Here is a 15,267-nt window from a genome sequence, read left to right on the forward strand (position 1 = left end):
AGACGATTCGACACCTCACGTCGTGGCGACCACCACTCAGATCGGATCGTTGGCTGAACAAATCACCGCGTGTGGCGGTGGTGAAACTCAGACGCTCATGAGTGTTGGCGACGATCCACATCAGTTCGAAGCATCGAGCTCACAAATAGCCGATATGGTTACCGCCGACGTCGTCATTTCCAACGGCCTGGGCCTGGAGTCATCGATGCAACGCTCAATCGATAATGCCGTTTCGGATGGTGCAGAGCTGCTTGAACTGACGCCAGAATTGGACCCGCTGCCCTACAGCACAGACCACGACCATGACCATGAGGAAGATGAACACGACGAAGCTGAACACGGTCATGACCACGGGTCATACGACTCACACGTTTGGATGGATGTCTCCCGCATGGCGGATGGCGCCGAGTTAATCGGAGAAGAGATCGCTACTGCGGTTGGAGACGACGCCTATGTGGCGTGTGGCGAAGAAGTCGCCAATGACCTACGTGACGTTGACGCCAAGATCGAGGAGATTCTCGCAGACATTGAGACACCTCGCCTCGTCACAGATCACGCCGCATACGGGTATTTCGCAGATCGTTACGGCGTTGAAATCTCTGGTGTGGTGATCCCCGGTGGCTCGACAGACGCTGAACCATCATCACAAGATTTAGCAGACCTCTCCGCCCTACTTAATGATGAAGGCGCCGATGCCCTGGTGACGTCTAAAGCGAATACGAATCGGCTCATTACGGCCTTAGCTGAGGAAACGGGTAACGATGTGCCCGTCATTGAGCTTTACGAAAGTGGTATTGGCGAGCCGGGTTCGGGTGCCGAAACCTACCAGGATGCCATGTTGTACAACGCCAATGAACTGGCAGACGCACTGCAGTAATAGACCAACACAAATCCTTGGCGGCCTGAGCGCCGAGGAGACGGACGAGGCGCTCCATCGTTTTATCGCGTACTACAACGCACCCCACCCATCCCTCACCCATGGAAAGGTTTGTTATGAAAAAACACAAGACCACCTCCCTGAGCATTGCAGTGATCACGGCGGCAATGCTGTTGGCAGTCACCGCTTGCGGGCAACAGTCACAACAAAATGTCGAGGCCGAGTCCCAGGAGCAACCTGATAAGAATAATCATGCCGTGGACCCGGGCGACCGTGAAAGCCAAGAAGCGTCTAGCCCGCAGCCACGCTTGGGCATCACCTATGACGGTGGCGTGGCCATCGTGGATGGCTCCACATTGGAAACCCTCAGTGACTTCGAAGCTGAAGGCTTCCTGCGCATCAATCCAGCCGGTGATGGGCGCCACATGTTCCTGACCGAAGGAGAGTCCTTCCGTCTGCTCGATGCCGGCACCTGGGCTGAACCCCACGGGGACCATAACCACTACTACACCGCTGATCCGCTGCTGACCGGGATCACCATTGACGGCCCCGAACCGGGTCACGTCGTCGCGCACGAAGGCAACGGCGCACTGTTCTTTGATGGAAGCGGCGAGATCCACACGTTCGAGTTAGCCCAGCTCGATGCCGCGGCCGAACTCGACACGGAAGTCGCAGAGACGGCGCATCCGCACCATGGTGTCGCCGTTGCATTCGAGGATGGTTCCAGGTTCGAGACCCTCGGTGATGACCAAGATCGTCCCGGCGCTCGGGTTCTCAGCTCCGACGGAGATGAGGTTGCACGCAACGACGACTGCCCCGGAGTACACGGCGAAGCTACCGGACCTGAGGGGATGATAGCGGTCGGGTGCGAAGATGGCGCACTCGTGTGGGACGGTGAAGAATTCACCAAGATTGCTGCAGGACCTGACTACGCCCGTACCGGCAACCTGTGCCCTGCAGCAGACTCCAACATCATGCTCGGGGACTACAACGAAACCACGGACGAACCGATGACTCAGGTGGCTCTGATCGATGTGGAAGCTGGGAAGATCAACACCTCTGAAATTGGTGCCGCGTATAACTTCCGATCCCTGGCACGCGGCCCAGAAGCCGAAGCCCTGATCCTTGCCGAAGATGGCCAACTCCACGTTCTGGATCCCGGAACCGGGAAACAACTCGAGGCCATCCAGGTCATCGAGGAATGGACTGAACCCGAAGAATGGCAGGAACCACGGCCCGCCATCCAAGTCATTGATGACGTCGCTTATATCACTGACCCAGCACAGCAAGCCATCCATATGGTCGATCTGGTCAATATGGAAATTCTTGACTCCGCCGACTTGGACTTCGTTCCAAATGAGCTCACAGCCGTCGATGGTAAACCTGTTGCCGAGCACTCCCACGAACGCTAAGAGGAACGACCTGCGCTGCTACCACCGATCTTCCTTCGCGTCATCCATCGCTTTATTTGCGCGTTGCATTCTTTGAGCTTCAGCTGACGACTCATCCACGGTCGGTCGTCCCATCATCAGGGACTGGTAGCTATCCCCCGCCCCCATAATTGGACCGAAGGCTTCACGAATCCTATTTCCTGGGGTCGCTCGAATGAACCGGATGACCATTCCGAGAACTACAGCAGCCAAGAAGATGAGGATCAATGCACCGATCAGACCGAAGAAATCGATGCCTTGGGAGTACACAACCGCAATGATGCCCAGAACGGTCAATAACGCGGCGACCGCAGTCATGACTGGTCCTGGCTTTTTGGAGCGCCTCGAGCGTTTCGAAATTTCGTGATGAATCTCGAGGAGAACGGGCTCAAGGTCCCAGGCAGCTGCTCTACATCAAGTGGTTCTGCCGCAGTGTTCTCAGCGGTAAAGTCATGGTTTCGAAACAGCTCGCCCAACACCATCGATGCGGTTAATAACACCACGTTGCGCCCCGGGCACATACCGAGCCCACCGCTAAAGGGCACCAGCGGCCAGTCGTTATCGTTGCGATTTTCTAACCACAGTTCCGGGGCAAAGCAATGAGCATCGGCCAGGGTTTCGTCGTCGCGATGGAAGAACGGCGCGAAGATCAGGATTGATGTTCCTTTGTCTAACGTTCCGTTGCGCCATTGGGTTTCTTTGGTGGTCTCGCGCAAAATCAGCGGTGTGGTTGGCCATAGCCGCAACGATTCTAAAGCGACGGCGCGCAGGGTCGGCAAATCTGGCGCCTGGTCGAGTTCTTTGCGGGCAAGCTGAGAGGTCTCGGGGTCAGCCGATAATAAACTCACCGCGCGGAACGTGGCCCCTGATGCGGCGTCGAAGGCAAACATCCACTGCGGGATCTGCTGTTCGGGCATTGTGCCTGTGGACGCTGGAACGTCGGCCGCCATAGCAGCCAAGCTACCCGGTTGTGCTAACTCGAGATAGTGGCGCAATCTCTTGGTGAACCGTTTTCGGCGGCTGCGGTTTTTCGGTACCAGATATGCGAGGTTCCCACGTTCACGCAGTTGGTTGAGGTCCTCGGTGATTTGTTGGTCGTTGCGAGCCGAATCACCCAGCACGACCCGTCGCACGATGCGCCACCACATGAGGCTGAACGCGTCCCAGTCCAAAGCGCCGTTGAACTCAATGTGGCCGCGTAAGGAGTCGACTTCTTCACGGATGGCATTGGTCATCGCGTCAGCATGTGAATGCACGGTGCGGCCCGTCTGCAACACTGCTTCATTGAAGGGCCGACGTTTCTTCCGCGCGTTGACAGAAGACACCAGGGCCCCACCCGGCTGAAAGTGGTTCAATGCGCCACGTTTTTCCAATGAGGCTGGGCTAAATGGGTCAGGGGTCTCATTGAGCACCCGGTGGACATCCGCGGGGTCCAACAGGAGTGCGACCTTCCGTCCGGGGAAGACTTTGAGTTGCACCGGACCGCTGCCGTATTGCGAGCGCAAGCGCTGCATTTCTGTCACCCCGGCCGCATCGGCATCGAATTTCTCAGCCAGGCCGACGGCCTTGGGACGACGGATGATAGGGCCTTTGATGACCGGGGAGGCCAGGACTTTGGAATGGACGCGTGCGTGGTCAACGGCGCCGAGAATTGGGACGCTGCTATTCGGTGATTGATGGTCGTGTTCTCGTGCTGCTGAATGCGTCATGTCACGAGCCTATTAGCACCAAGTACGTGTCCGACAGGTCCTGATTTCGCCGCTCGTGAGACGTGGGGGACAGCATATGTGCCGAAGGTTAGCAGCAAGCAGACTCTGGAGCACCTATGAGGATCGGTTGCTTAACGACTGGAGCGCAGCATCCATGCTCTGTCGATGCAGCTGACCCGGTGTTCGTTGCCGCACTCCCAGGATCTGTTGTGCAGACCCCGGTCGTTGGTAGTTGGAGTTTCAGGTCGTCTGCTGCTTCTCGATCCCCGGCCAGTGCTGCTGCTATTGAACGGACCTGTTCGTACCCGGTGGCCATCAGGAAGGTTGGTGCACGGCCGTAGCTCTTCATCCCGACGATATAAAATCCGGTTTCTGGGTGGGCAAGGATGCGTTCACCGTGAGGTTCTACCGAACCGCAGGAATGGAACTCTGGATCGATCAACGGACCGAGTGCGCGCGGAGCTTCTACTGCGGGATCCATCTCTAACCGCAGCTCAGACAACACATTCAGGTCAGGCCGGAATCCGGTGGCCGGAACGAGCACATCAACGCTGAGTTGACGTGGTTCGACCGATGAGTCAGCGTGAACCACCAACGCGTCATTGGAGATGTCGAATGAGTTAATCACGAATGAGGTATGGACAGAGATCCGTCCGTCTTCAACGAGTGCACGGAGGCGGGATCCCAGGGAGCCCCTGGCGGCTAGTTCGTCACCGTCTTCCCCGCCATATACAGCGGTAACATCTACACCACGGACCGCCCAGCTGATGCGAGTGCCCGGAGCACGGTGAGCAAGCTCTGCTAAATCCAGCAAACTGTTGGCAGCGGAGTGTCCCGAGCCAACGACGAACACGTGCCGACCTGCGAAGCGCTCGCGGTCGACACCGCCAACATCTGGCAACGGCGCGGAGATGAATCCACGCGCACGGGCATCCGCCTCCCCTGGTGCGGGCAGGCCAGCTTGACCCAAGGGGTTTGGTTGGTTCCAGGTTCCGGAGGCATCGATGACACTGCGTGCACGCAGATCTTCAAAGTTTCCACCGGGATGCACGACCCGAACAATATACGGGGTATCTTCTCGGCCGTAGCTACGCGTCTTGTCGATGCCCTCACGGGATACTGCGGTGACCCGCATTCCGGTGCGCACGGTATCCCCGAGCGCTGCCGCCAGAGGCTCCAAATATTGTTGGATCAATTCGTTGCCGGTAGGAAGCACATCAGGATCCGGTGCAGTCCATGCGGCACGCTCTAACAGACGCCGGGCTGCGTCGTCGATGTTATATCGCCACGGTGAGAACAGTTTTGTATGACCCCACTGGGCGATGGACGCGCCCACGGAAGGCCCTGCTTCCAGTACTAGCGGGGTGATACCTCGTTCTATCAAGTGGGCTGCGGCGGCCAAACCGACGGGACCCGCACCAAGAATGATGACTGGCAATTCTTCGCCGGGTTGGCTGTTACAGCAAGTGGTGTCAGGCATGAAGTCTCCTCAAGAGCACAAAGTCATGGGTGCTGGGACGGTTAGTTCTGTGTGGAATTGGTAGGAGCTAAGAGCTCTGCCACCAGGTGTTGGACGCGAGTTTTGATGTCAGCACGAATACGCCGAACCGTTTCAATGTCCTGTCCTGCGGGATCCGCCAGCTCCCAATCTTCGTATCGTTTGCCAGGAAAAATGGGGCAAACGTCGCCGCACCCCATGGTGATCACCACATCGGAGACTTGTACTGCCTCTGTGGTGAGAATGTTCGGTGTCGCGGAGGTGATGTCGATGCCTTCTTCGGCCATAGCTTGCACGGCGACGGCATTGAGCTGATCGGCTGGTTCGGATCCTGCAGAACGCACTTCAATACGGCCCTGACCAAGTTCGTCTAAGAACCCGGCGGCCATCTGGGAGCGTCCCGCATTGTGCACGCAGACGAAAAGCACGCTGGGAGTGTTGTTGACGGTGGTCATAGTTCAGGCTCCAGTCTTGGTTGGGACTATGTTTTTTCCAATATTGGCTGCCTTACGCGAGACCGGGACCGTGGGATCGTTTGGGAAGAGTTTTCGACCAAGCCATACGGCCACATAGACCAAGGCCACCAGCACTGGCACTTCAATGAGGGGGCCGACGACCCCTGCGAGCGCTTGGCCGGAGGTAACACCGAAGGTACCGATGGCTACGGCGATGGCCAACTCAAAGTTATTGCCCGACGCCGTGAACGCCACCGAAGTGGATTTGGCGTAGTTGAGACCGAGCATTTTCGACGCGAAGAAACTGAGTAGGAACATCAGCACGAAATACAGCAGCAGCGGCATGGCCATGCGGGCGACATCCAGCGGCTGAGAGAGGATTGCGTCCCCTTGGAAAGCAAAGAGCAACACGATGGTGAAGAGCAGACCGTAGAGCGACCAGGGCCCGATTTTGGGTAGGAAAGCGTTTTCGTACCAGTCCCGTCCTTTAGTCTTCTCGCCGAAGGTGCGCGTGAGGAATCCTGCCAGCAGTGGGATACCGAGGAATACTAATACCGATGCAACGATCGCCCAGACAGAGAATTGCGCGGACGTCGTCTCTAAACCGAGCCACGACGGCAGGGCTTGCAGATAGAACCATCCCAGCGCTCCGTAGGCAACGACTTGGAAGACGGAGTTGATGGCTACCAACACTGCGGCAGCTTCACGGTCTCCACATGCCATGTCGTTCCAAATGAAAACCATGGCGATGCACCGTGCAAGACCCACAATGATCAGTCCGGTGCGATATTCCGGAAGATCTGCCAGAAAGACCCAAGCCAGAACGAACATAAACAATGGTCCCAGCACCCAGTTGAGCACCAGCGATAGAATGAGGAGTTTTCGGTCTCCGGTGACCCGGTGGGTTTCGTTGTACCGGACCTTGGCTAAGACTGGATACATCATCACCAACAGACCCACGGCAATCGGTATGGAGATTCCACCGACGGTCATGGAATCCAATACCGCATTCAGCCCGGGCACGAACCGACCAAGAGCCAGCCCTAGCCCCATCGCTAAGATAATCCACACGGCCAACCATCGATCCAAGAAGGACATTTCCTGCATGACCGGCGAACCAGCCTCCGCCGATTTGTCTATGGCAGCACCCATGATGATTCGAGATCCTTCACATTGATATTCGTCTATTCGACAAATTTGAGGCTATCCGGACGCATAGATAGATGTCAATGTATGGTGGAGGTATGGAGACTGCCGCCAAACCCTCGAACCGATCTCTCGCGGCACGACAACCGTGCTGTTCCCTGGCAAACTTTCCGAGCGAGGCGACCCAAGCTGAGCAGATCGCGGAAAAGTTCAAAGCATTAGCAGACCCAACCCGCCTCCAACTGCTATCGCATGTCGCTGCGCAAGGTTGCGACGATGTGTGCGCCTGCGACCTCACCGAGGAACTCGGGATTACCCAGCCGACCGTCAGCCATCATATGAAAAAATTGGTGGATGCAGGCTTGGTAACCCGCGAACAACATGGCAAGTGGGCACACTACAGCATTGTCCCCGAGGCATTCGCGCAACTTCGTGACGTACTCGATCTGTCGTAACTATCGCAGTGGTTCAGGAGCAGTAGAAACATATGACAGCACATCCGGTCTATCTCGATCACAACGGCACGACTCCTGTGGCCCCAGAAGTCGCCGAGGCCATGTGGCCCTATCTAACCGAACACTTCGGCAATCCCTCAAGCGCAACACCGCAGGGACGGCTCGCACGGCAAGCGGTGGAACATGCTCGGGAACACGTTGCCGCCCTTATTGATGCGCATCCGGATGAAATCATTTTTACTTCCGGCGGCACCGAAGCAAACAACCTTGCGATCCGCGGAACAGCGCAGGTTGCTGCCCAATACAGCGCCGTTACCTCGGTGGTCGAGCATCCAGCAACCGTTGAACCAATCCGGCGCCTCGAGCAACAGGGGTGGACTATTCACCGTTTGGGCGTCGATTCGCGCGGTCGGATCGATCCCGTGGCAGTGCCGTCTGGTCCGTTGGGTTTGGGCACAATCATTCTGGCGCAAAATGAAGTGGGTACCATCCAGCCGGTCGCCCAATTCGCCCAACAGGTCCGCTCTGCCGGCGGCGTCGTACATACCGATGGCGCTCAGGCCGTTGGAAAAATACCGGTCTCCGCCAATGAATTGCACGTCGATCTACTCAGCATTGCCGGGCATAAACTCTATGCGCCCAAGGGCATCGGTGCACTATATGTTCGTCGGGGAACACTCATCGATCCCGTGCTTTTGGGTGCCGGACAAGAACGTGGCCTGCGGCCCGGCACTGAAAACGTTGCCAGCATTGTGGGCCTCGGTGTTGCCGCCGAGCTTGCCGGGAACACACTGAACGCCGAAGCCGAACGACAAAAGCGCCTGACCGAAATGCTCTGGCACCAGCTGAAGGCAGCCATTCCTGACATCGTACGCATCAGCCCGTCTGAGCACTGCTTACCAAATACGCTCATGGTGGCGCTCCCCGGCCGGATCGGCAACGACCTACTCGACACCATCGAAGATGTCTCAGCGTCCACCGGTAGCGCTTGCCATTCCGGTGTTCATACCCCCGCTGACACCTTGTTAGAGATGGGCGTCGAATCCGATATTGCCCTGGGTGCGTTGCGCCTATCCATCGGGCGACAAACCAGCGAAAACGATATCCACACAGTCGTCACAACTCTGAGCAACGCGGTCTAGCACTAATAGATTCACACAATCTCTACGATCTCATGGTACTGATGGTACTGAAAGACCCACGCTGTGCGATGTGAACTGAGTGTAAAGTGGGCCAAAATTTTTCACGAGCAGTTGCCACAACCGAGGCGGTAAAAGATGTCGAGTCCTGACCATGGCTTAGTGCCCCACATTAGTCGGCTGGCGGCAGCACATAATCTGGCGATCGGCGAAGCCTCCATCAGGGTAAACGAGCTAGGCCTGGACTTCCGCGTTGCCATCGCCGACACGCTCGACGGTGAAGCATGGGTGTTACGTATCCCCCGTCGACACGATGTGATTGCTAGAGCTGAAACTGAGGCTCGCCTTCTGCAAGCCGTGGCACCACATTTGAGCGCAGCGGTACCCGATTGGCTGATCCACACCGACGAGCTCCTCGCCTATCCCTTACTCCCCGGGAAGCCCGGGCTCACCTTAGACGAGTCGGGTGCACCGGTGTGCCACTTCGATGTCGCGTCCTTGACCTATGCTGAATCACTTGGTGATCTGTTGCCGGAACTTCACGCGATCGACCCGGCTGAAGTGCGGGATACGGGTGTGGTGTTTCGGCCCTCTGGTGAAACTCGACAATCATGGCAGAGGGATATCGAAACGGTTGCCGCCGAGTTCGAGATTGCTAGAGACCTTCGAGACCGGTGGCAGCGTTGGTTGCATGACGATAGCTATTGGCCCGAACATGCTGTGGTCACCCACGGTGAGATCTATGCGGTCCACACCCTGATCCATGAAGAGCGCATCTCAGCCGTGTTGGATTGGACGACAGCTTCTGTGGGTGATCCGGCCAAGGACTTCATGTTTCAGCAGGTCACCCCACCACCAGAGGTCTTCGATGCGACCGTACGACGATATGTTGAACGCGGTGGCAAAGCCTGGCCCCGCTTAGCCGATCACTGCGCGGAGATTTAGGCAGCCAGCCCAGTCCCCTATGGACTCTTCGCGTTACAAACCGGTGACCCAGAGCATCAGCAAGCAGCTGCCGCACAGCTCAAACCACAATGAGGAGAGGTACATGGATGGCACCACGCTGCAGCAGTACGCTCGGGATCGGGCTGAGGAACTTCCGCAAGCCATAATGGAATATCCGTTCGGCCCGGACTATGAAGTCTATAAAATTCGCGGCAAAGTCTTCATGTTGCTGACCGACGTGACCGGCGAACCGATTGTGATTTTGAAGTCCCCACCGAATGAAGCACAAGCCTTGCGTGCAGCCTATGAGGAGATCTCACCGGGCTACCATATGAACAAACGCCACTGGATCACGCTCTCGCCAGGCGGAGCCATCGATCAGCCCCTCGTAGACGAACTGGTTACCGAATCGTATCTGCTCGTCATAGAGAAGAATCTTCCGAAACACGAACAACCCGTTGATCCACAGACCTTCGGCCAGGAGGAGTCCCTATGAGTCTGACTGGCAACGAGCTACAGCGGGTAGCACGTCAGGTTGCTGACGGATTATCCGGAACCAGCAGCGGTCACTCTTTGGATAAAGAACATTGAATCTCGATCAGTAGTGGTCAGAGCATCACCCGTTCCCTGGTCAAAGAACTCGTCAGAGTATCCTCTGAACTTGCCCAAGCGTAGCTGCGTTCTCCTTGACACACCTCTCACGCAGCAGACCGCTGACCCTCCGGTGACATGTCCGCAATGGTGATGATGTGGCGCAGACTGGTCAGGAGTGAACCGTACACTGGCCAAGCACGGGCCGGCAGATCATCTTCGTGCGAAAATTTGATGGCAATCTGATCCAGACGTTCACATAGCGGTTCAACGGCTGCGTCCGTATCCGCGATCGCATCACCGGCCTCACGCAAAATCTTGACCCATTCCTGCCGACGATGGCGATTTCAACCAGGCCGGCACGTTAGTCCGCGACGTCATGGACGACGCCCAGCGGGACGAACTGGTCGAAACCGTGGCTGGTTCGCTAGAAACTGTGATCGAGCCGGTCTTGTCGAACGCTTTCCAATATTGGAAGAACATCGACGAGGATATCGGTCAGCGCATTGAAAAGGCAGCCCGTTCCGTGACCGCCCAAACCGATCAGCAGCCAGGCGGCGATCCGCTCGATAACCAGCGCGAAACGCTGATCACAGCCCAAAGGTTCCGGCGCTCACCAGACAGTGCCGGAACCTTTGTATGTGTTCAATGCCCGTACGGCACCATGACTTTCGGCAGCTGCACAGGAGTATCGCTAGGAATCCCCGATAACGCCCGAGGTGGGGCCATCGCCGTTGCACTAGCGAGCTCAGTAAATCCCGCATCGCCTGCCGCACGAGCAATAGCTGCCGTAGCTTCTTCTGCCGGAGCGCGAGTTCCAATAAGCCAAGGGTGGCCACCTCGAGTCATGTGCGACGTTGCAACACCACCCTTGAAATGCCCCCGGGCTTCCGCCTGAGTCGGACCAGCCAACGCCACGCCCCGCTGCGACCACCAAGCGATTCGGACACTGCGCAGGAAGGCCGGTAGTCCCGTTTGTTTATGGTATCGACGAATATTGCCGCTGATCGGCACAACACTACCAACAATGATCTGTTCATAGCGGATCGCATACGGTTGCAAAAATGGGGCAAAACTTCCCAATAGAATACCACGCTGACACACGATCAGGCGTTCTCCAGCCATCATCACGTAAATGATCAGCCACATAAAGAAAAACAAAATGGTGGGGGCGACAGCTAGCAGCGGTGTTTCGCCGGGAACAATAAGCGTCAACCCACTCATGAGGACCCATGCGCCGATGAAGGCCAACACCGTCCTAGGCCCGGGGCGATCATGGTGGACAGCCATTATCCCACCGAGATCGGCTTTTCGAGCTGCGCGTCGATATTTTGCTGGTATTGGGGTCACGAGGTCAGAGAATATCACAGGATGCCTCGAGCCTCAGCTCTGGTTGGGTTTACAGCACTGTGGCGTGCGGCCAGTTTTCGTTGAGCATGCCGAGGAATTCTGGCTCCGTGACCAGCACAATGTCCTGGCCCTGTTCGCGTCGTCGAACAACATCTTGCATTTTGCGCTGTTGTAAACGCGGGTTGTGCTCAAAATTTGCGAGCTCTTCGGGTCGGATTCCGTCGCCAACGATCACCATGGTTGTGGTGGCGCCGATGCGCGAGTGTGTCTGTGCCCCGTGTTCGGCGGCCTTGTTCTTCGCTTCTTGGCGGGAGAGGCCCAGCAGCCCGGTGAAGACTACGTGATGCCCAAACAGCGGATGTTTGGAATCGGCAAATTCATTGGCCGGCGGGTTCGTGCCCTCATTGGGCCAACGAATCAGATCGGGCAGCGCTTCCGCTGCGACGGCATGATTCGCGGCATCAAACATACCCGGCATGGTGAGTGCGTGCCGGGTCGGGCGTGACAGTGTGTCGCCGACGTCGCGGGCCGGCAGCGTTCTGCGCTGCATGCCAGAGACTTCCAACATGGCGTCCAGCGAATCGGCTTCGAGCCGGTGGGCAACATCCACAACAATCGCAGCCGAGGCTTTGGCGTCTTCTAGCGCATTGTGGTGGTTTTCTAGCACAAATCCGGCTTCGGCAGCGGCGGAGGGCAGCGCATGGGAGGCAAGCTTGTAGTTTTTCCGGGACAACGTGAGCGAACACGCGAAGTCGAGCCGTGGAATAGGCAGCTGGCATACTTCCAGCCCGGACTCGATGACGCCGATATCAAATCCGGCGTTATGGGCAACTACTACGTCGTCGCTGACGAACTCATGCAGTGTTGGAAAGTGCTCAGCGAAGGTTGGCGCGGTAGCGACGTCTTCCGGGGTAATCCTGTGGATGGCCATATTGCGTGGATCAAAACGATCGTAGCCGACCGGCGGTTGCAGTAATGAGTAGTGGCTCTCGGCGATCACGCCGTTGCGGATTTTGACCGCTCCGATCGCGCATGCCGAGCCGCGAAACCCATTCGCTGTTTCAAAATCAATGGCGGTGAAGTTGATCACTGACCGAGCACACCTGCCAGATGGGGTGCTAACGCGCGGAACGCTTTGCCACGGTGCGAGATTTCGTTCTTGGTTTCAGCATCGAGTTCGGCCATGGTCTTGCCATATTGTGCCAGTTCAACAATCGGATCGTAACCAAAGCCGTTGGTACCGCGTGGCTCGAAGGTCAGATCGCCGGCCAGCTTGCCAAATTCCACGTGACGCTTATCCGACGGGGTGGCAAACGCAGCGGCACACACGAACGCTGCACCACGGTGTGGATGATCGATATCGGCCAATTGGGCCAGCAGCAGTTCAAGATTAGCTTGATCGTCACCGTGTTTTCCTGCCCAACGGGCCGAGAAAATACCCGGTGCTCTGCGCAGCACGTCCACGGTCAGGCCCGAGTCATCGGCCACCGCAATGAGACCGGTGGCCTGGGCTGTCATGGAAGCTTTCTTCAGCGCGTTGGCTTCGAACGTCAGCCCGTCTTCAACAACGTCCGGGGCATCCACCGCTGAGGCATCGACGATTTGTTCTGGTGCCAGCGACGGGATGGCCTCGGTCAAAATGGCACGTAGCTCGGTGAGCTTTCCGGCGTTATGCGAGGCTAAAACTATGGCGGGTTCCATCAGGCCCCCAGCTGTGGGTCGGATGCGGTCAGGGCTCGCTGCTGAATTTCTGTCAGCTGCGCGGTCCCAGCAACGGCCAGGTCCAGCATGGCATCCAGCTGGGCACGGTTAAAGGGTTGTTCCTCGGCGGTGCCTTGAATTTCGATGAAGTCTCCGTCGCCGGTGGTGACCACGTTCATATCGGTTTCGGCGCGCACGTCTTCTTCATACGGCAGGTCCAGCACGGCGACGTCGTCGACCATGCCAACGGAGACTGCTGCGACCGAACCGGTCAGTGGTTTGGCTGTGGAACGGATAATACGTTGCTCGCGACCCCACTCAATGGCCTGTGCCAGGGCAACCCACGCGCCGGTGATAGCCGCGGTGCGGGTCCCGCCGTCGGCCTGAATAACGTCGCAGTCAATCACAATGGTGTTTTCGCCCAGTGCTTTGGTATCGACGACGGCGCGCAGGCTGCGGCCGATGAGTCGTGAGATTTCCTGGGTGCGACCCGAGACTTTGCCGCGCACTGATTCTCGTGCGTTACGATCCGTGGTGGCACGGGGCAGCATCGCGTACTCTGCGGTAACCCAGCCACGGTTTTTGCCCTTGAGCCAACGCGGCACACCCTGGGTGAAGCTGGCGGTGCACAAGACCTTGGTGTCGCCAAACGACACGATGGCAGAGCCTTCGGCGTGGGCGGACCAACCGGTTTCGATGGTGACATCCCGAAGCTGGGATACGGTGCGATCATCGGCACGAGTGGACAAACAATACTCCTCTTATACGGTGTAAGTAACGCCGGAAACGGCTACGGCCAATTGACCGTCAAAAGTGGTGCGGGCCTCCTGAGAGGTCACCAACGGATCATTCCAGACCGGAATGTGGGTCAGCAGCAACCGGCCGACATCGGCGGCGGTGGCCATTTCGCCCGCGCGTTTACCGGTCAGATGGACGCAGTCAATGGCATCATCGCGGCCCTCGTGGAATGCTGCCTCGCACAAAAACAGGTGGGCGTCCCTGGCGGCTTCGACCAGCCCGGGCGCGGTATCGGTGTCGCCCGAATACGTCAGCACCGAGGTGACTTCGCCATCCGGTGTTGGCTCGGTAGCCTCCACGCGCAGCGCATAGGATTCCTCGATCGGATGGCGCACCGGATACGGTGTGATTTTCAACGGCCCGATTTCCACGGCCTGGCGTTGGCGCCAGTCGATGAATTCGAAATCCGGGTGCATACCGGGATCCGGGTCCATGCCGTAGGCGATCGCGGTCCGGTCTGCCGTTCCAGCTGGGCCATACACGGGAATACGTCCGGCGTCCCAACCATAGGGATTCCAACGGACGACGACGTGCAGACCGCACAGGTCCATGAAGTGGTCGGGATGCAGGTGGGATAACAGGATCGCGTCGATGTCTTCGAGTGCCACATAGCGCTGCAGCGTGCCCAGTGCCCCGTTGCCAAGATCCAGCAGAATGCGCCAGGTTTTGGGATTACCGTTGTCGTCGACTCCGTTGGCCGAGACAAGATAGCAGGAGGCGGGCGATCCCGGACCGGGAAATGAGCCAGACGCGCCAATAATGGTGAGCTGCATGTCCTCGATTCCTTCGACCTAAACTTCAAACGGGCTAGTTGCCACGTGCGTTGATTACCGACAGTGTACCGGTCGGGAACTGCTCGGCGACCGTACGAATTTGAGTTACGCCACCGACTTCTGGACCCAAAAACCGGGTTGCCAGCTGAGCGAAATTCCCCGGATCACCGGTCGACATAAACTTGTGACGCGATGTGGCAGGCGGAATCTCGCCTGCTGCACCGGCCGGGTTTTCTAAACCGTGACGCACGAGTTCACGGTACACCGCACGTGCCGTCGATTCAGAGGACGTGACCAAATTCACGCTCTCCCCCATCACATAGCTGATCACACCGGCCAGGAGGGGGTAGTGCGTGCAGCCCAGGATCAACGTATCAATATCCGCCTGCTTGAAGGGTGC

18 protein-coding genes and 1 pseudogene are annotated in these 15,267 nt (G+C 57.6%); 7 read left to right on the forward strand and 12 right to left on the reverse strand.

Annotated elements, in window-relative coordinates; translation table 11 throughout:
- A partial coding sequence (locus L0H14_RS09125; RefSeq protein WP_301418102.1) for a metal ABC transporter substrate-binding protein occupies window positions 1-877 on the forward strand: 877 nt, incomplete at its 5' end.
- Window positions 878-993: 116 nt separating this feature from the next.
- Window positions 994-2,289, forward strand: a complete 1,296-nt coding sequence (locus L0H14_RS09130; RefSeq protein WP_301421702.1) for a hypothetical protein — start codon at window positions 994-996, stop codon at window positions 2,287-2,289.
- A gap of 18 nt (window positions 2,290-2,307) precedes the next feature.
- On the opposite strand, the gene L0H14_RS09135 is transcribed toward L0H14_RS09130, so the two are convergent.
- From L0H14_RS09135 to arsB, 5 genes are all read right to left on the reverse strand, one after another.
- Entirely contained in the window at window positions 2,308-2,625 is a 318-nt protein-coding gene (locus L0H14_RS09135; protein ID WP_301418106.1) for a hypothetical protein, read from the reverse strand.
- Window positions 2,622-4,016 (reverse strand): cytochrome P450, encoded by a 1,395-nt coding sequence (locus tag L0H14_RS09140; protein WP_301418108.1) that lies wholly within the window; start codon window positions 4,014-4,016, stop codon window positions 2,622-2,624. Before L0H14_RS09140 ends, L0H14_RS09135 begins: the two co-directional genes overlap by 4 nt.
- Before the next feature lie 88 nt (window positions 4,017-4,104).
- Window positions 4,105-5,496: an FAD-dependent oxidoreductase gene (locus L0H14_RS09145; protein WP_301421703.1), complete on the reverse strand. Its 1,392-nt coding sequence runs from the start codon at window positions 5,494-5,496 to the stop codon at window positions 4,105-4,107.
- Between the two features lie 41 nt (window positions 5,497-5,537).
- Window positions 5,538-5,969, reverse strand: coding sequence for an arsenate reductase ArsC (locus L0H14_RS09150; protein WP_301418110.1), 432 nt, complete (start codon window positions 5,967-5,969; stop codon window positions 5,538-5,540).
- A gap of 3 nt (window positions 5,970-5,972) precedes the next feature.
- Window positions 5,973-7,121 carry an ACR3 family arsenite efflux transporter gene (gene arsB / locus L0H14_RS09155; protein WP_301418112.1) on the reverse strand — a complete coding sequence of 383 codons (1,149 nt, stop codon included), beginning with the start codon at window positions 7,119-7,121 and terminating at the stop codon, window positions 5,973-5,975.
- 92 nt (window positions 7,122-7,213) lie between these two features.
- Here arsB and L0H14_RS09160 point away from each other — a divergent pair, with 92 nt between their 5' ends.
- From L0H14_RS09160 to L0H14_RS09175, 4 genes are all read left to right on the forward strand, one after another.
- Window positions 7,214-7,570: a helix-turn-helix transcriptional regulator gene (locus tag L0H14_RS09160; protein WP_301418114.1), complete on the forward strand. Its 357-nt coding sequence runs from the start codon at window positions 7,214-7,216 to the stop codon at window positions 7,568-7,570.
- 32 nt (window positions 7,571-7,602) lie between these two features.
- Window positions 7,603-8,712: a cysteine desulfurase family protein gene (locus tag L0H14_RS09165; RefSeq protein ID WP_301421704.1), complete on the forward strand. Its 1,110-nt coding sequence runs from the start codon at window positions 7,603-7,605 to the stop codon at window positions 8,710-8,712.
- Window positions 8,713-8,847: 135 nt separating this feature from the next.
- Window positions 8,848-9,654, forward strand: a complete 807-nt coding sequence (locus tag L0H14_RS09170) for a macrolide 2'-phosphotransferase (protein WP_301418118.1) — start codon at window positions 8,848-8,850, stop codon at window positions 9,652-9,654.
- A 103-nt stretch (window positions 9,655-9,757) separates the two neighbouring features.
- The gene (locus tag L0H14_RS09175; protein ID WP_301418120.1) at window positions 9,758-10,150 is read left to right on the forward strand and encodes an MmcQ/YjbR family DNA-binding protein; all 393 of its coding nucleotides are present in this window, start codon (window positions 9,758-9,760) and stop codon (window positions 10,148-10,150) included.
- A gap of 202 nt (window positions 10,151-10,352) precedes the next feature.
- Here L0H14_RS09175 and L0H14_RS09180 read toward each other — a convergent pair whose 3' ends face one another.
- Window positions 10,353-10,559 carry a hypothetical protein gene (locus L0H14_RS09180; RefSeq protein ID WP_301418122.1) on the reverse strand — a complete coding sequence of 69 codons (207 nt, stop codon included), beginning with the start codon at window positions 10,557-10,559 and terminating at the stop codon, window positions 10,353-10,355.
- 20 nt (window positions 10,560-10,579) lie between these two features.
- Between L0H14_RS09180 and L0H14_RS09185 the strand changes: the two are divergent.
- A pseudogene (locus tag L0H14_RS09185) lies at window positions 10,580-10,756 on the forward strand (catalase-related domain-containing protein); the annotation flags it as partial.
- A 134-nt stretch (window positions 10,757-10,890) separates the two neighbouring features.
- On the opposite strand, the gene L0H14_RS09190 reads toward L0H14_RS09185, so the two are convergent.
- From L0H14_RS09190 to L0H14_RS09215, 6 genes are all read right to left on the reverse strand, one after another.
- A complete protein-coding gene (locus L0H14_RS09190) occupies window positions 10,891-11,535 on the reverse strand; it encodes a hypothetical protein (RefSeq protein WP_301421705.1) in 645 nt (214 codons plus the stop codon).
- 109 nt (window positions 11,536-11,644) lie between these two features.
- Window positions 11,645-12,685, reverse strand: a complete 1,041-nt coding sequence (locus tag L0H14_RS09195; protein ID WP_301418126.1) for an exonuclease domain-containing protein — start codon at window positions 12,683-12,685, stop codon at window positions 11,645-11,647.
- Window positions 12,682-13,296, reverse strand: a complete 615-nt coding sequence (gene rdgB, locus L0H14_RS09200; protein WP_301418128.1) for an RdgB/HAM1 family non-canonical purine NTP pyrophosphatase — start codon at window positions 13,294-13,296, stop codon at window positions 12,682-12,684. Before rdgB ends, L0H14_RS09195 begins: the two co-directional genes overlap by 4 nt.
- Entirely contained in the window at window positions 13,296-14,045 is a 750-nt protein-coding gene (gene rph, locus L0H14_RS09205; protein ID WP_301418130.1) for a ribonuclease PH, read from the reverse strand. Before rph ends, rdgB begins: the two co-directional genes overlap by 1 nt.
- A 12-nt stretch (window positions 14,046-14,057) precedes the next feature.
- Entirely contained in the window at window positions 14,058-14,867 is an 810-nt protein-coding gene (locus tag L0H14_RS09210; RefSeq protein ID WP_301418131.1) for an MBL fold metallo-hydrolase, read from the reverse strand.
- A gap of 34 nt (window positions 14,868-14,901) precedes the next feature.
- A partial coding sequence (locus tag L0H14_RS09215) for a glutamate racemase (RefSeq protein WP_367618772.1) occupies window positions 14,902-15,267 on the reverse strand: 366 nt, incomplete at its 5' end.

This window comes from Yaniella sp., from assembly GCF_030453185.1.
Taxonomy (GTDB): Bacteria; Actinomycetota; Actinomycetes; order Actinomycetales; family Micrococcaceae; genus Yaniella.

Excerpts from the sequence above, each read along its gene's own strand:
- L0H14_RS09140 (WP_301418108.1), bottom strand. The coding sequence starts at position 4,016 with ATGACGCATTCAGCAGCACGAGAACACGACCATCAATCACCGAATAGC.
- L0H14_RS09170 (WP_301418118.1), top strand. The coding sequence starts at position 8,848 with ATGTCGAGTCCTGACCATGGCTTAGTGCCCCACATTAGTCGGCTGGCG.
- L0H14_RS09150 (WP_301418110.1), bottom strand. The coding sequence starts at position 5,969 with ATGACCACCGTCAACAACACTCCCAGCGTGCTTTTCGTCTGCGTGCAC.
- L0H14_RS09130 (WP_301421702.1), top strand. The coding sequence starts at position 994 with ATGAAAAAACACAAGACCACCTCCCTGAGCATTGCAGTGATCACGGCG.
- L0H14_RS09190 (WP_301421705.1), bottom strand. The coding sequence starts at position 11,535 with ATGGCTGTCCACCATGATCGCCCCGGGCCTAGGACGGTGTTGGCCTTC.
- L0H14_RS09145 (WP_301421703.1), bottom strand. The coding sequence starts at position 5,496 with ATGCCTGACACCACTTGCTGTAACAGCCAACCCGGCGAAGAATTGCCA.
- L0H14_RS09135 (WP_301418106.1), bottom strand. The coding sequence starts at position 2,625 with ATGACTGCGGTCGCCGCGTTATTGACCGTTCTGGGCATCATTGCGGTT.
- arsB (WP_301418112.1), bottom strand. The coding sequence starts at position 7,121 with ATGGGTGCTGCCATAGACAAATCGGCGGAGGCTGGTTCGCCGGTCATG.
- L0H14_RS09165 (WP_301421704.1), top strand. The coding sequence starts at position 7,603 with ATGACAGCACATCCGGTCTATCTCGATCACAACGGCACGACTCCTGTG.
- L0H14_RS09210 (WP_301418131.1), bottom strand. The coding sequence starts at position 14,867 with ATGCAGCTCACCATTATTGGCGCGTCTGGCTCATTTCCCGGTCCGGGA.
- L0H14_RS09175 (WP_301418120.1), top strand. The coding sequence starts at position 9,758 with ATGGATGGCACCACGCTGCAGCAGTACGCTCGGGATCGGGCTGAGGAA.
- rdgB (WP_301418128.1), bottom strand. The coding sequence starts at position 13,296 with ATGGAACCCGCCATAGTTTTAGCCTCGCATAACGCCGGAAAGCTCACC.
- L0H14_RS09160 (WP_301418114.1), top strand. The coding sequence starts at position 7,214 with ATGGAGACTGCCGCCAAACCCTCGAACCGATCTCTCGCGGCACGACAA.